The sequence below is a fragment of the Ideonella sp. genome, assembly GCF_044358605.1.
Lineage (GTDB): Bacteria > Pseudomonadota > Gammaproteobacteria > Burkholderiales > Burkholderiaceae_C > Ideonella.
Genome location: NZ_JBIKNQ010000020.1, coordinates 37,868 through 53,388 on the forward strand (window position 1 = coordinate 37,868; position 15,521 = coordinate 53,388).

8 protein-coding genes are annotated in these 15,521 nt (G+C 66.7%); 1 reads left to right on the plus strand and 7 read right to left on the minus strand.

Annotated elements, in window-relative coordinates; all coding sequences use genetic code 11:
- Positions 1 to 111: 111 nt before the first annotated feature.
- The gene (locus ACIQ3Q_RS09200; RefSeq protein ID WP_396268778.1) at positions 112 to 11,751 is read left to right on the plus strand and encodes an autotransporter-associated beta strand repeat-containing protein; all 11,640 of its coding nucleotides are present in this window, start codon (positions 112 to 114) and stop codon (positions 11,749 to 11,751) included.
- Positions 11,752 to 11,824: 73 nt separating this feature from the next.
- Here the strand turns inward: ACIQ3Q_RS09200 and ACIQ3Q_RS09205 are convergent, their stop codons facing one another.
- The 7 genes from ACIQ3Q_RS09205 to ACIQ3Q_RS09235 all read right to left on the minus strand — a co-directional run bounded on the left by ACIQ3Q_RS09205 (position 11,825) and on the right by ACIQ3Q_RS09235 (position 15,520).
- Positions 11,825 to 12,304, minus strand: coding sequence for a GNAT family acetyltransferase (locus ACIQ3Q_RS09205; RefSeq protein WP_396268779.1), 480 nt, complete (start codon positions 12,302 to 12,304; stop codon positions 11,825 to 11,827).
- 16 nt (positions 12,305 to 12,320) lie between these two features.
- On the minus strand, positions 12,321 to 12,842 hold the full coding sequence (locus ACIQ3Q_RS09210) for a DUF1993 family protein (RefSeq protein WP_396268780.1): 522 nt from the start codon (positions 12,840 to 12,842) through the stop codon (positions 12,321 to 12,323).
- A gap of 91 nt (positions 12,843 to 12,933) precedes the next feature.
- Positions 12,934 to 13,347 carry a type II toxin-antitoxin system VapC family toxin gene (locus ACIQ3Q_RS09215; protein ID WP_396268781.1) on the minus strand — a complete coding sequence of 138 codons (414 nt, stop codon included), beginning with the start codon at positions 13,345 to 13,347 and terminating at the stop codon, positions 12,934 to 12,936.
- Between the two features lie 62 nt (positions 13,348 to 13,409).
- Positions 13,410 to 13,706 (minus strand): hypothetical protein, encoded by a 297-nt coding sequence (locus tag ACIQ3Q_RS09220; protein WP_396268782.1) that lies wholly within the window; start codon positions 13,704 to 13,706, stop codon positions 13,410 to 13,412.
- 76 nt (positions 13,707 to 13,782) lie between these two features.
- Positions 13,783 to 14,637, minus strand: a complete 855-nt coding sequence (locus ACIQ3Q_RS09225; protein WP_396268783.1) for a M48 family metallopeptidase — start codon at positions 14,635 to 14,637, stop codon at positions 13,783 to 13,785.
- 12 nt (positions 14,638 to 14,649) lie between these two features.
- Positions 14,650 to 15,099, minus strand: coding sequence for a YbjQ family protein (locus tag ACIQ3Q_RS09230; RefSeq protein WP_396268784.1), 450 nt, complete (start codon positions 15,097 to 15,099; stop codon positions 14,650 to 14,652).
- Positions 15,100 to 15,115: 16 nt separating this feature from the next.
- Positions 15,116 to 15,520, minus strand: a complete 405-nt coding sequence (locus ACIQ3Q_RS09235) for a YbjQ family protein (RefSeq protein ID WP_396268785.1) — start codon at positions 15,518 to 15,520, stop codon at positions 15,116 to 15,118.
- Position 15,521 lies beyond the last annotated feature (1 nt).

Below are 15,521 nucleotides of genomic sequence, written 5' to 3' on the forward strand. Positions count from 1 at the left end.
CGGCGCAGAAACCCCTCAACCACGGCGAGGCAATGTCGATACCAGGACAAGAGTCATCTTCTTCGACACCGCTCTTTCCTCGCCTCTCCCCATTGACCGATCCCCACCACCATGCACAGCTTGAACCACATCTACCGCCTAGTCTGGAATACCCGCCAACAACGTTGGCAGGCCGTGCCTGAAACCGCCCGTGGTCGTGGCAAGTCGGGGCGGGCGACACGCCTCAGTGCAGCGGTGGCGGCGGCCCTCATGGCGGCCTTCGGCCCTTCCTCGGCCTGGGCTGAAGCGCTCTCGGCCATTGACCCACTCACCCTGCCTACAGGGGCTCAGGTGGTGGCGGGTCAGGCCACCGTCATCAAGGCCCCCCATGCCACCAGCCTCACCATTCAACAAACCAGCCACCGCGCGGTGCTGAACTGGGACACCTTCAACCTCGGCCAGCAGGCCAGTCTCCGCTTTGAACAGCCGTCGGCCCAGTCCGTCACGCTGAACCGGGTATTGGGTGGCGGGCAAAGCACCATCTTGGGACAGATCAGCGCCCCTGGCCAGGTCTTCATCAGCAACCCCGACGGCGTGCTGTTCGGCCGCAGCGCCCGCGTCGATGTGGGCGGCTTGCTGGCCACCACCCACCGCATCGACGACAGCGCCTTCATGGCAGGGCGCACCGAGTTGCAGCGCGCTGGCAGCACCGGGGCCGTGGTCAACCAAGGCGACTTGCGCAGCAGCCTCGGTGGCTACATCGCCCTGCTAGCCCCCGAAGTTCGCAATCAAGGCGTGGTCTTGGCCCAAGCCGGCACGGTGGCCATGGCGAGTGGTGAGACCATCTCCCTGCGCTTTGAGGGCGACAAGCGCTTAGCCAGCCTTCAAACCACGCCGTCGGCCATTGCCACGCTGGTGGACAACGGCCACGCGGTGCTGGCCCCCGACGGCCTGATCATTCTGTCGGCCAGCGGAGCCAGCCGTTTGCAAGCAGGTGTGATCCGCAGCAGCGGCGAGCTCAACGCCTCCAGCCTGCTGAACCAAGGCGGGCGCATCGTCCTAGAAGGCGACGACATCAGCCTGGCCAGCACCAGCGTGACCACGGCCACTGGTGCCACGGGCGGTGGCACCGTTCACGTGGGCGGGGGCTGGCAAGGCAGCGGCAACATGGCCCAAGCCCGCCAAGTGACGATGGCCGAAGGCGCGCGCATCGATGTCTCCGCCACTCGCGAGGGCTCGGGCGGCGAAGCCGTGTTGTGGAGTGACCTGAAGGCCGAAGACGGCCTGACCCAAGCGGCGGGCGAGATCGCCGCCCGTGGTGCGGGCCAAGGCCGCGGTGGCCGGGTCGAAACCTCGGGCGCTCGGCTGTCCACCGCCGCCAGCCTGCGCGTCGACACCCGCGACGCTCAGGGCGGTGCGGGCCTGTGGCTGCTGGACCCGTATGACTACCTGATCGCCCCCAACGGCGGCCAGCTCACCGGCGCCCAGCTCAGCACAGCGCTGAGCGGTGCCAACATCAGCATTCTGACCAGCAGCGCCAGTGGGGCAGGCTATGCCGGTGCCCCGGCGGTGGGCGATGGTGACATCGTGGTCAGTGACAGTGTGACGATCCCATCAAGCCGCACGCTCACCTTGATTGCGGGCGGGGCCATCAGCGGCAGCGGCAACATCAGCATCGGTGCCAGTGGCGCGCTCGTGCTGGACCTGGCCGGCAGCGGCAGCTACAGCGGCGTACTTTCAGGCAGTGGCAGTCTCAACAAGCAAGGCTCAGGCACACTGACACTGACGGGTGCCAACACTTATACCGGTAGCACCACACTTTCAGGTGGCACCTTGGCGCTGGGGCATACCAGCGCCTTGGGGGGCACGGGCAGCGGCACCACAGTCAGCGCCGGGGCCACGCTAGACCTTGGGGGCTTAAGCATTGGTGCTGAGGCCTTCACCGTCTCAGGCACTCTGTCCAACAATTCTGGGAGCGCCTCCCACACCGGCACCCTCGCCTTGAGTGGCAGTGCGATGGTCAACGTCGGCAGCGCCGCGACCCTCACGCAATCAGGCGCGGTCTCGGGCAGTGGTGGTCTCACCAAATCAGGCACGGGTAGCTTGGTGCTCAGTGCCAGCAACAACTACACCGGGATCACCCGAATCACCGAAGGCACGCTTCGCGCTAACCACTGGAATGCCCTGGGCAGCACGGCCAGCGGCAGCACCAATGGCACGGTCGTCAGCGATGGGGCCAGTTTGCAGTTCAACGGTGGAGGCACCACGTTCCAAAACTTCTTAGAGACCCTGACTCTGAGCGGCGACGGAGTGGATAACGCTGGGGCATTCCAGGTTTTGAGCGGCTACTTGGTAACCACCTACGCCACTTCACAAAACATTTCCCTTGTCGGCAATGCCAAGGTGTTTATCGACACCCCGGCACGCTTGGACACCATCTTCACCGGCTCCAATACCAACCTCACCATCACGGGCGGCGGTAGTCTCTCCCTGTATGACGCCCAGCTGGGCACCGGCATTCTCACCAAGTTGGGCACCGGATCGATGCCCGTCGGGGGCTACATCCTCGGGTCCGGCTTGGGCCTCGGGGGCTTTGTCATCGCCGGCGGCATCGTCACGTCCGAGCAATCAGCTGCATCTTGGGGTTCAGGCGCCATCACCATCACCGACGGCGGGGCCTTGAACCTGAACAGCCGCCCGCCCTCAAATGCACTGCTCATCGCGGGCCACGGCGTTGCCAACAGCGGTGCCGTGTTTGACACCAACACCTGGGGTGCCGGCAACAGCATTACGCTGACGGGGGACGCTAGCTTGGGGGCGAGCGGCGCTGCGACGTTGACCTTGAACGGTGCCATCGGCGAGAGCGGGGGCAGTTGGAGTCTGACCAAGTGGGGCACGGGCACCTTGGTTCAGAACGGTGCCCGCAACTACACCGGCACCACCACCGTGGCGGCCGGCACGCTGACTATGGCGGGCTCACACAGCGGTAACATCGTTAACAACAGCACGCTGTCTGTGGTGCCGGGCTCCAATCAATTCTGGACTTACGCCGGCCAGTTGTCCGGCAACGGCACTCTCAGCGTCGGCTCAGCAAGCAATGGCTCGCTCACCCTATCGGGCGATAACAGCGGCTTCAGCGGACCAGTGAACATAGGCTCAGGCCGCTTGATCGCCAGCCATAGCAATGCTTTTGGCAGCGGTGCTGTCACCGTCACCGGCACAGGCAGCGCCGAGCTGCAGGGCAACATCACCGTGGCCAACAGTCTGTCTTTGGCCGGCAACGGTTACTTCAGCCAAGGCAGCCTGCACAGCATCTCCGGCAACAACACCCTGACCGGCCCCATCAACCTCACTGGCAACAGCACGATCGGCATCAGCAGCACCAGCACCCTCAACCTGGCCAGCAGCGCCACCATCAGCGCTGCCAGCGGCACCCCGTCTTTGAGCTTCACCAGTGGCCTCAGTGGCGCTGGCAACGCCGTGGTCGCCTCCGACATGACGTTGACCGGTTCTGCGGTGCTCAGCAAAACCGGGGCGGGTACGCTCACGCTCTCGGGCCAAAACGCCCTGCCTTCCGTCACCGTGACTGGTGGGCGATTGGTGCCCACCCATAGCTCTGCCATCGGCAGCGGATTGGTCACCGTCAGTGCCAGTGGTTCACTGGCCCTGCAAGGCAATATCACGCTCGGTAACGCGATCAACATCACCGGCCAGGGCCCCGCGTCAGACGGCGCGATACGCAATCTGTCGGGCACCAACACACTGACTGGTCTGATCACCGCCACAGGTGCCGCCCGCATTAATTCCGATGCCGGTACATTGAGTCTGCAAGCACTCAGCGGCAATGCCATCAATTTGGGGACCAACGGCCTGACCGTCGGCGGTGCGGGCAATACCAGCGTCATGGCACCGATTGCCGGCACGGGCAGCGGCACCGTCTTGACCAAGGACGGCGCCGGCACGCTCAACTTGGCGGGTGCCAGCACCTACACCGGCAGCACGCTCATCAGCGCAGGCAAGGTTGGCGTGAACCATTCTGACGCTCTGGGCACCACTGCTGCCGGCACCACGGTGGCCAGCGGTGCCACGCTGGAGCTCAGCGGCGGCATCAGCCTGGCCGAGGCCCTGTCTATCGCCGGTAGCGGCGTTGGTGGCGGTGGGGCGGTGCGCAGCACCAGCGGCAACAACACCCTCACCGGCACGGTCACGCAAACGGCCGCCAGCAGCATCAAGAGTGATGCGGGCACTCTAACCCTGGCACCCAGCAGCGGCAATGCCGTGACAGGCGCGTTTGCACTGACCTTAGGCGGCGCAGGCGACATCAGCATCAGCGGGCCTGTGGCTATCGGGACTGGCACGCTCACCAAGCAAGAGGCAGGCAGCCTCACACTGTCCGGCAACAACACCTACACCGGGGCCACCACCGTCAGCGGCGGTGTGCTGCATGCTCAATCCGACACTGCCCTGGGGACCACGGCCGGTGGTACTACCGTGGCCACGGGCGCGGTGCTGCGCCTGGGCAGCGGCAGTGGCAACCTGGCCATCGGCGCTGAAGCACTGACCTTGGCTGACGGCGGCATTGTTCACAATGTGGCCGGTCAGAACACCTACGCCGGGGCCGTCACCCTCAGCGGCGACGCCACCGTCAGCGTCGATGCAGGCACCTCGCTCAATTTCACGGCCAGGGGGAGCAGCCAAACCATCGCGGCCAACAAGGTGCTGACTCTGGTGGCCAACGGCAATATCACTTGGGCCAAGGCGCTCGCGGGCAGCGGCAGCCTGGCTCTCATCGGCAGCGGCAGCTTCACCGGCGACTACAGCGGCGTGACGGGCACCAAGCTGGTCGCCGCCTCGGTGCCGCTGTACGTGCGGTTCAATGACCCAACGGGCAGCGACTTCAGCAGCGTCTACGGCAGCACCCCCGACTACACGCTGGGCTTTTATACCGCTGCGAGCGGCGGCTTGCGCGTGGGCGCAGCCCCTTTCATCGACTACACCGTCAGTGGACTCACGCTGAGCGGCACCCCGCCGACCGCCAGCAGTTCAGTGGGCAGTTACCTGCTGAACTACGGCAGTGGCCTCAGCTTCAACAGCGCCAGCTTCAGCATCGTGGGGGCCGGAGACGCCACGCTCTGGACCATCACCCCCAAGCCTTTGACGCTCAGTGGCACAACGGTGGCGCACAAGCCCTATGACGGCACCGCCAGTGCCACACTCAGCAGCATCGGCACGCTCACCGGTGTGCTGGCCGGTGACATCGGCCAGGTCAGCTTTGGCGGCGGCCACAGCGCCAGCTTTGCAGACAAAAACGTGGGCACGGCCAAAGCTGTAACCGTGAGCAACCTAAGCCTCAGTGGCTCGGCCGCGTCCAACTACAGCCTCACCAACCCGACCGGCCTCACGGCCAACATCACCCAACTGGCCTCAGTGGCATGGACGGGTGGACTGAGCGGCAACTGGTTCGACAGCGCCAACTGGGCCGGCGGTGCCGTGCCCGACCGCAGCAACGTGGCCTTGGTCTCCGCGCCCTCGGGCACCCTCATCACCTTCAACCCACCTGGGGGCGAGCCCGCCGTCAACATCACCGGCCTGAACCTGGGCACAGGCACACTGGCGCAAACCGGCGGCACGCTCAACATTGGCGCAACGGGCTTGCAAGCCGGTGCTTTGCAGCAAAGCGCAGGCACCTTGGCCTTGACGGGTGCTTTCACGTTTGCCGGGCCAGCGAGCCTGGGGGGCACCCTCAGCAGCACCGGGGCCATGACACTCAACGGCCCGCTGACCGTGCTGGGCAATGCCACCGTGTCCACCAGCAATCAAGCCATCACCCTGGGCGGCACCATCGACAGCGACAGCAGCCCTCGCAGCCTGACGGTCAATGCAGGCACCGGCAACGTCACGCTCACCGGTGCGGTGGGCAGCAGCAGCCCGCTCTCCGCCCTGACCATCAGCGGCGCAGCCATCACCCAAAGTGCCAATGTCACCCTCGACGGCACGGGTCTCCTCAGCCTGACCCACAGCGCAGCCAGCACCATGAGTGGTGCGCTATGGGGCAGTGCCAACCGCTTGACCAAGGCGGGGGCGGGCAATCTCACGCTCACGGGCGACTCTGTGGCCACGGGCACCACCACGGTCAGTGCGGGTACCCTGACCCTGGGTAACGGCGGCACCACCGGCAGCGTGGCGGGTGCCATCGTCAACAGCGGCAGCCTGGCCGTCAACCGTAGCACGCCGGTGACTCTGAGCGGCAACGTCAGCGGTGCGGGCACACTCAACGTGACCGCTGGCAGCACCCTCACGCTGACCGGCAGCAACACCTCCACCGGCCTCACCACCATCAACAGCGGCGGCACGCTGCGCGTGGGCGACGGCGGCAGCAGCGGCTCGCTGACGGGGGCGGTGGCCAACAACGGCAGCTTGGTGTTTGACACCACAGGCTCGCTCAGCACCAGCAGCGTCATCAGCGGCAGCGGCAGCCTCACCAAGGCGGGGAGCGGCAGCCTTGTGCTGTCGGGCAACAACACCTTTACCGGTGCCACCACCATCAGCGCGGGCACCTTGACAGCCGCCCATGCCAATGCCTTAGGCAGCACCGCCAGCGGCACCACGGTGGCCGACGGGGCCACCCTCGGCCTGCAAGGCGGCATCTTGCTGGCGGCCGAGCCGCTGAGCTTGAGCGGCAGCGGGGCCAACGGGGCAGGCGCACTGCGCAGCCTCTCGGGCAATAACACCGTGCGCGGTGCCATCACCCTGGCGGCAGACAGCCGCATCAGCAGCGATGCCGGCACCTTGACCTTGGATGTCGCCAGTGGCGCAGCCGTGACGGGCAGCACCCAGCAACTGACCCTGGGCGGCGCAGGCAACGTCTCCGTGGCTGACACGCTGGCATTGGGCAGCGGTGCGCTGGTCAAAGACGGCAGCGGCAGCGTGGTGCTCAACGCCGACAACAGCTACAGCGGCGGCACCACCATTGCCGCAGGCACGCTGCAACTGGGCAGTGGCGGCAGCACGGGCGGCGTGGTGGGCGACATCGTCAACAACGGCACCTTGGTTGTGGCGCGCACCGACAGCGCGCTGAATTTGTCGGGTGCCATTTCAGGCAGTGGCAACCTCCAGAGCACCGGCACCAGCGGCAAAGTCACGCTGTCGGGCGACAACAGCTACACCGGCACCACATCGGTGCTGGGCAGCGGCGGCACCCTGCTGGCCTCGGGGGCCAACGCGCTGGGCAGCAGCCAAGGTGGCACCACCCTGGCCGCCGGGGCGCGGCTGGAGCTGCTCAATATCGGCAGCTCTGCGGAGGCCATCACCACCACCGGCTCCACCACCTTGAGCAATGTCGGCGGCAACAACACGCTCACCGGCAGCATCACCGCCGGTGGCAACACCACCCTCGACATCAGCAGCGGCACGCTGACCCTGGCCCCCACCAGCGGGCCAGCGCTGAGCGCTAACAACACGGCCCTGAACATCGCCGTGAATGGCGGCGATCTGGTGGTCAACGGTGCGCTGCAACTGGGCAGCGGCGCGCTCAACATCAGCTCAACGGGCACGGGCAGCGCCACCCTCAACGCAGCCAACACTTACAGCGGCGGCACCACCGTGACGACCGCGACCCTGGTGGCCGCCCACAACGGCGCCTTGGGCAGCGGCAGCGCCACCGTCCGCAACGGTGCCACCCTAGGCCTCAGCGGCGACATCAGCTTGGCCACCCCCATCACCCTGGGCGCGGCCAGCCCTGCCTCAGGCGGCACGCTGCGCAATCTGTCGGGCGACAACACCCTCACCAGCACCGTGGTACTGACAGGTGCTGCCGCCACCATCACCGTCGATGCGGGGAGTCTGATTCTGGCCCCCGGCAGCGGCAACGCCATCAGCGGCAACCAAAACCTCAGCCTCTCGGGCGCGGGCGATGTCAACATCCAGGGGGTCATTGCCACAGGTGCCTCCACGCTCACCAAGAGCGGCACCGGCACCGCCACCCTGGCGGGTGCCAACAGCTACACCGGTGCCACCACGGTGAGCGGCGGCACCCTGGTAGCCGCCCATAACAATGCCCTGGGCAGCAGTGCGGGTGGCACCACCGTGGCCAGCGGAGCCACCCTGGCCCTGCAAGGCGGCGTGACCCTTGCGGAGGCCCTCACCCTCAACGGCAGCGGCCTAAACGGCGGCGGGGCCCTGCGCAGCCTGAGCGGCAACAACAGCCTCAGCGCCCCCATCACACTGGGAAGCGACAGCCGCATCCAAAGCGATGCGGGCCTGCTCAGCCTCAACGTCAGCAGCGGCGATGCCATCACCGCCGCCAACCACTCACTCACCATCGGTGGGAGTGGCAACACCGAGGTGGCTGACCCCATCGCCTTGGGCACAGGCTCGCTCACCAAAGAGGGCCCAGGCCGACTGAGCCTGCTGGCCGACAACACCTACACCGGCACCACCACCATCAACGGCGGCGTGCTGCAACTGGGCAACGGCGGCAGCACCGGTGCGGTGGCGGGCGATATCGTCAACAACGCCAGCATGGTGGTCAACCATGGCAGCGCCACCACCTTCACCAACGCTATCTCCGGCACGGGCACGCTAGAGCAAGCCGGAGCGGGCGCGTTGACGCTGGCGGGCGCACTGAGCTACACCGGGGCCACCACCCTCAGCGGCAGCGGTGCGCTGTCGGTGGGCTACACGGTGGATGTCGCCACGCTGAGCCCCTCCCAGGTGGCGGCTCTCAACTCGGCCGAGTGGGCCACCTTGAGCCCCGCCCAGATCGCACAACTCAGCAGCGCGCAAGTGGCCGCCATGAGCAGCCAGCAACTGGCCTGGATGAGCAGCGCCCAACTGGCCGCCCTGAGCGCCAGCCAAATGGCAGCGCTGACCCCCGCCCAAGTAGCCCTGCTGAGCAACAGCCAGCTCAGCCAACTCAGCACCAGCCAGTTGAGTGGCCTGAGTGGCACGCAACTGGCCAGCCTCAGCGCGGGCCAATGGGTGACGCTGTCGCCCACCCAAATTGCCGGGCTGCAGGGCAGCCAATGGGCCGCCGTGGACCCCGTCATCTTGGCCGGGCTGTCGCCCACCCAATGGGCCGCCATCAGCCCTGCGGCCTTGGCCAGCCTGACCCTCAACCAGTTGGCCGCGCTCAGCCCCAGCCAAGTGGCGGCCCTCAGTACCGCCCAGGTGGGCGGACTGACGGCCGATCAAATTGGCGCACTCAGCAGCAGCCAAACGGCCGCCTTGAGTGCCGCGCAGATGGCGGCCCTGTCGGTCACCCAGGTCGCAGGTTTAACGGCCAGCCAGTTGGCGACCTTGTCGTCCACGCAATGGGCTGCGCTAGGCGCCAGCCAACTGGCGGGCCTGCAAGGTGCCCAACTGGCCAGCCTCAGCCCGGCACAACTCAGTCTGTGGACGGACAGCCAATGGGCCAGCCTCAGCGCCGCACAGATTGCCGCGCTCAGCGACGCGGGCTTGGCGGCCATGCCCACCACGGCCCTGGCCAGCTTGCAAGCCTCGCAACTGAGTGCCTTGTCCGCCGCCCAAATCGATGCGCTGACCCCCGCACAGCTTGCCGTGTTGACACCCGCCCAATTGGCAGGCTTGTCCACCACCCAGATCGGGGGCCTGAGCCCCACCGACTTGAGCAGCCTGGCCGACGCGCAACGCGCAGCCCTGACCGCCACGCAAATGGCCGCTTTGTCGGCCGCGCAACTGGCGGCGCTGACCGCCCAGCAAATCAGCGCGCTCTCTGCCAGCCAGATTGAGGCGCTCTCGGCCACGCAGCTGGCGGGCCTGAGCCAGCCACAGCTCGCCGGCCTCAGTGCCGTCCAAGTAGCGGGCCTCAGCGGTGTGCAGCTGGCGGACCTGAGCGCCAGCCAACTGGCCGCGCTGACCGATGCCGCACTGGCCGCCTTGGCCCCCAGCGCCTTGGCTGCCTTGCAAGCCACACAGCTCGCCGCCTTGACCAGCAACCAGATCGACGCGCTGAGCACGGCCCAGCTCGCGGCCCTGTCACCCGCCCAATGGGCCAGTTTGTCCAGCGGGCAGATCGCTGGTGTGAGTGCCGCCGACGTAGCGGCCCTCAGCACCGCGCAGCTTGCAGCCCTGAACACCACGCAGGTCGCCGCGCTCTCGCCCACTCAGCTCAGCGGCCTGTCGGTAACCCAGATGACCAGCCTGTCTGTCGCGCAAATTGGCGCGCTGACCAGCAGCCAAGTGGCGGCCTTCTCGGCCACCCAAATGGCAGGGCTCAGCACCAGCCAACTGGCTCAGTTCAGCAGCGCGCAAGTGGCGGCGCTGACGGCCCCTCAAATTGCCCAGCTCTCCAGCGCCCAACGCTTGGCCTTGGCCCCCATCAGCCTCAGCTCGGTCACCCCCCAGGGCCCCGGCGCGCTGGCTCAGTGGCCCGTGGTGACGGGACAAGCCAGCCCAGGGGCAACAGTGACCGTGTTCCACAACGGCGTCAGCGTAGGCGAGGTTCAAGCCAATGATCAAGGCCAATGGACCTGGCAGGCTGGGTCGGCCTTCAGCTCGGGTGAACACCTGTTTACCGCGTCCGCAGCCCGAGGGGTCGTCAGCAGCAGCGCGACCACCAGCCTGCGCTTCGAGGTGGCCGCGCCTGTGAACCCACCACCCAGCCCGGCTCCAGCTCCAGCTCCAGCTCCAGCTCCAGCTCCAGCTCCAGCGCCAGCGCCAGCACCAGCACCAGCACCTGCACCTGCACCTGCACCTGCACCTGCACCTGCACCTGCACCTGCTCCTGCTCCTGCTCCTGCTCCTGCTCCTGCTCCTGCTCCTGCTCCTGCTCCTGCTCCTGCTCCTGCTCCTGCTCCTGCTCCGGCTCCGGCTCCTGCTCCTGCTCCAGCTCCAGCGCCTGCGCCGAGCCCTGCTCCATCGCCTAGCCCAGCGCCAGCCCCAGCTCCAGCTCCAGCTCCAGCTCCAGCGCCTGTTCCAGCGCCTGTTCCAGCACCTGCACCTGCGCCGAGCCCTGCTCCATCGCCTAGTCCAGCGCCAGCTCCGAGCCCTGCGCCCTCGCCTGCACCGTCGCCTAGCCCAGCGCCAGCTCCAGCTCCAGCTCCAGCTCCAGCTCCAGCTCCAGCTCCAGCTCCAGCACCTGCACCTGCACCTGCACCTGCACCTGCTCCTGCACCTGCACCTGCACCTGCACCTGCACCTGCTCCTGCTCCTGCTCCTGCTCCTGCTCCTGCTCCTGCTCCTGCGCCTGCTCCTGCGCCGAGCCCTGCTCCGAGCCCCACCCCTAGCCCGGCTCCGGTCAGCCCACCGCCGTTGGCCCCGCCGGTGAGCCCGGCTCCGGGCACCGGGGCCATTGTTCAGCCGCCGCCAGCCCCTATCAGCACGGTGGTGCCTGTCAAGAGCCCAGGCGGAGGCGCAGGCAGTGCGGGGGGTGAGGCCGCCAGCGGCGGTGGTTCGTCCGGCAGTGGGGCCGGTTCGGTCACTACCGGCAGCTCAGCCGGGGTCCGCGTTTCGCTGGTGCAGGCTCCGTCCAACGTCGCAGCGGGCTTGGTGGCCATCACCGTCCCCTTGGGGACGGCCACCTCGGGCCTGGGCGTTGTGGTGGCCTTGCCCGCCGAGCTGGCCGCGTCCAGCACACCCATCCAAGTGACCCTGGGCGACGGCAGCCCCTTACCCGCCTGGATTCGCTACACGCCCGAAGACAACTCGCTGGTGATTGCTGCGGTGCCGGAAGGCGGCTTCCCGATTCAGCTCATGGCGATGGTGGGCAACACCCGAGCCCTGCTCCAGATATCGGAGGACACAGCGCGCTGAGCGCGCCCGAACGGTTCGGGCTGAGCTCGTCATGGCCCTCCGACGAGCTCAGGGCGAACGGGGGTGGGCGGGCTCAGTGCGAGCGGGCGCCTGACTCGCCCTCGTCGCTCACCAGCCGCTTGCCCAAGCTCACCACGCCGTCATTGGTAAAGCCAATGGCGGCGTAAAAGCCCAGCACCGGCTCGTTGCCCTCGCGCACCTGCAGGTTGATCTTGGGGCAACCGGCCTCGGCCAGCCGGGCTTCGGCCCAGTTCATCAGCGCGCGGCCCAGGCCGTGGCGCTGGGCGGCCGGGTCCACCGCCAGGTAGTTGATCCAGCCCCGGTGGCCCTCGTAGCCCGCCATCACCGTGCCCAGCACCGCCCCCTCGTGGCCCGGGCGCTCATCGACCATCACCCCAAACAACTCGGGTTGCACGGCCAGCTTGCGGGCAATGTCCTTGGCCGGGTCGTTCCAGGCGCGCACCAAGCCACAGCGGTGCCACAGGGCGATAACCGCCGCCTCGTCGGCCGCCTCAAAGGGCCGAATCGTGGGAGATGAACTGGCGCTGTGCATGGAGAGGCCCTGTCCCTCAGGCCTCGGCCTGCGCACACGCCAAGTAATCCGCCTTGCCCAGGTCCACCCCGTTGTGGCGCAGCAGCGCATAGGCGGTGGTCACATGGAAGTACACATTGGGGATCGCCCAGTGCTTCACATAGGCCTCGCCCTTCATGGTGCGCGTGGTCTCCCTGCCCACCGGGAAGGTCACGTCCTGCTCCTCGCGCCCATCAAAGGCATCCGCAGGCACCGTCTCCAGCCAGGCCAAGGTCTTGGCAATGCGCTCTTGCAATTGCGCAAACGTAGTTTCATCGTCCGCAAACTTGGGTGCCGCCAAGCCGCTCAACCGCGCCGTGCCGTTCTTAGCCGCATCACAGGCAATGCGCACCTGTGCGGCAAAAGGCAGCATGTCCGGCGCAAAACGCAGGCCCACGAACACATCGGGGTTGAACTGCCGCATGTGGGCGTTAGCTTCGGCCTTGCTCAGGCAATGGGCCAAGTTGGCGAGGGCGGTTTTGAAGACGGGCAAGGCGGCGGAGGTGAGGGTGATGGGCATGATGAGGTGGGGCTCCGGGGGTTGGTGAAATCAAAACAAGGAACAAGAGGCAAGAGCGCAGCCTGAGGGAACGCCATGTCCAACATGGTGACTAAAGCCAGGGGTTCAACAGTACGATGTTGCAGCCCTCGAAATCTCTCACATTACGCGTCACCAACGTGCATTGATGGGCATAAGCTATCGCGGCAATTTGCGCATCTTCATGACTGATTGGGTGCCCCAGGAGCTCTCGGTGCGCCAGCAAATCCGCATACCGTCGCGCTGCCATAAGGTCAAAGGCCAGCGGTGCTTCCAAAGTCGTCCACTCTGAGAGCACCTGTTCGCTACGCTGCCTCAGGCCTTGCTTGCGCTGTCCGTCAGGCAATCGTGCGAGGCCAGCCCAGAGCTCCGCCAAAACCACCGTGCATAGCACAAAGGGCAGAGCGGGTGTGTTCAGAAACGCCTGCACGCGGGGTTCAGGCTGTGGTCGAAGCAATTCGGAAATGACATTGGTATCCAGCAGCAAACGCGTGCCCAAATAGGCGGCAAGGGGCTCCGCCACATGGCCGCCAGCTGCTGGCTGGTTGCTCACTTCGGCTCGCCGAAGTCAGGCGGGGGCCGTTGCGGGCCAGCACCTCTCGGAGGAATCAAGCGCTGCCACTCTTCATCATCGATACCGCCAAACTCATCAACGGCGGCTCGCAAACGCTGAACCCAATCGGACGGGGTCGCTGCAACGGGTTCGTTCGCTGGCAGTGCCTCTCCCGCCACATACTCAGCCAGCATCTCCTCGATCTTGGCCTGCAATGACGAGCCTTCTTGCAGCGCACGGCATTGGGCCAAACGAGCCAGCTCGTCTGGCACGGCAATGGTCAATTCAGCCATGGTGCGCTCCTTTCTTGGCAGGGCAGATGGGCACAGTGTCACACAAAGCAAAGCGCAGGTTCAAGCACACGCCGAGCTACCGCTCGACCCACACCCTCACCACCTGCGGCACCTCCGCCGCCTCCCCCTGCACCGCCACGCCTTGCCCATGAGCCCACGCCACCGCCGTGGCCTGGCGGTTGTGGGTGTGCGGGTGGCTGCGCAGCCATTGCGGGGCGTTGGGGGTACTGGGGGCTTGGGCCTCCAGCACAGCAAAGAGGCGCAGCAGGCCTTGCACGTGGCCATAGCGCTCTGCCACGGCGCGGGCGGCGTCTTCGTCGGCCTGGGTTTCTTGTTCGCGGCTGTAGCCTTGCAGCAGCAGGCCGGTGGTTTGGCCCAGGGCGCCGCTTGCCACCTCGCTGCCGGCGCTGGCCGACACAATGCTCAGCACCAGGGCGATGCCCACACCCCGGCCCATGCTGGCGGCCACGTGGCGGTGTTTGACGTGCGCCATCTCGTGGGCCAGCAGCGCGGCCAGCTCATCTTCGCGTTGCAGGTGGGCGAGCAGGCCTTTGAAGATCACCACCCTGCCCCCCAGGGTTGCGTAGGCGTTGATGGCCTTGTTGTCGTCCACCCGTACGCTGATGGGCATGTCGGGCGGAATGCCCAGCGGCGCGCGCAGGCTGTCCGCCAAGGCTTGCAGGGCTTTGTTGGCAGCCTGCTCAGCCTCCGGGCGGCTGGTGTCTGGGCTTGGGCCCCAGAGTTGCTCGGCCAGGGCCACTTCGTGTTTGAAGGGCACCTTGGGCGCCAGCCAAGTGGCGGCATAGTGCAGGCCCAGCACCAGGGCCAGCAGCAGCCCTAAGGTGCCCGCCACCAGCCACATGGCGTCTGAGCCCAGGCGCTCAGGCTCGGCGTTGATGCCTTCAGCCGGGGGGCGGTTTTCAAGCTGCATGGGGCGGCTTATTTATGCCTTTAGCGCGGTGCCATAGGCCAGCACTTCCATGCAGGGGGTTTGGCTGCCGGCAATGCGTGAGCTTTCAAAGCGCAGGCCGATGACCAAGGTGGAGCCCTGGGCCAGGGCGTCGGCCTTGAGGCGCAGCAGAGCCTCGCGGCGGCCGCGCTCCATCAGGGTTTCATAGCCTTTGAAGTTGCCGCCCACCAGGTTGCGCAGGCCCGAGATAAAGGTTTTGAAGTAGTCCGACGACACCACCACGCTGCCTGTGACCAAGCTGCTGCGGTGGCCGCTGCCCTGGGGCGGTGGCAGGCGCGTGGAGAACACGAGCACATGGGCGAGTTCCTGCTCGCGCTGGCGGATGGAGGCATAGTGGCGGCGCTCCAAGATGCGGCCCACCACCCAACCCACCACCACCAAGATCAGCGGCAGTACAAACTGCGCCAAGTTCAACCATTCCATGGGGTGGCTCCGTGCGTCACGCCTGGGGGGTGACGGCGGTGGCGGCGGTGGGCAGCGGCTCAACCACCACGGCCGAGCCATAGGCCAGGATCTCGGCCGCCCCCATGGTGATGGAGGTGCTGGCAAAGCGCACATTCAGCACCGCATTGGCCCCCATAGAGGTGGCCTCGGCCACCATGCGGCGCACGGCTTCTTCGCGGGCGTCCTGCATCAGCTCGGTATAGGCCTTGAGTTCACCGCCGACGATGTTCTTGAGCCCCGCCAAAAAGTCTTTGCCCACATGCTTGGCTTTGACGGTGCTGCCCTGGGCCAGCCCCAGGTGTTTGACGACGTGCTGGCCCGGCAGGGTTTCGAGGTTAGAGACGATCATGGTGGAGGCGGCCTGTTTGCTGGAGATGCAAAACAGTATGCCAGCGGCCAAG

Coding starts and splice junctions, on each gene's coding strand:
- ACIQ3Q_RS09200 (WP_396268778.1), top strand. CDS start 112: ATGCACAGCTTGAACCACATCTACCGCCTAGTCTGGAATACCCGCCAA.
- ACIQ3Q_RS09205 (WP_396268779.1), bottom strand. CDS start 12,304: ATGCACAGCGCCAGTTCATCTCCCACGATTCGGCCCTTTGAGGCGGCC.
- ACIQ3Q_RS09210 (WP_396268780.1), bottom strand. CDS start 12,842: ATGCCCATCACCCTCACCTCCGCCGCCTTGCCCGTCTTCAAAACCGCC.
- ACIQ3Q_RS09220 (WP_396268782.1), bottom strand. CDS start 13,706: ATGGCTGAATTGACCATTGCCGTGCCAGACGAGCTGGCTCGTTTGGCC.
- ACIQ3Q_RS09225 (WP_396268783.1), bottom strand. CDS start 14,637: ATGCAGCTTGAAAACCGCCCCCCGGCTGAAGGCATCAACGCCGAGCCT.
- ACIQ3Q_RS09230 (WP_396268784.1), bottom strand. CDS start 15,099: ATGGAATGGTTGAACTTGGCGCAGTTTGTACTGCCGCTGATCTTGGTG.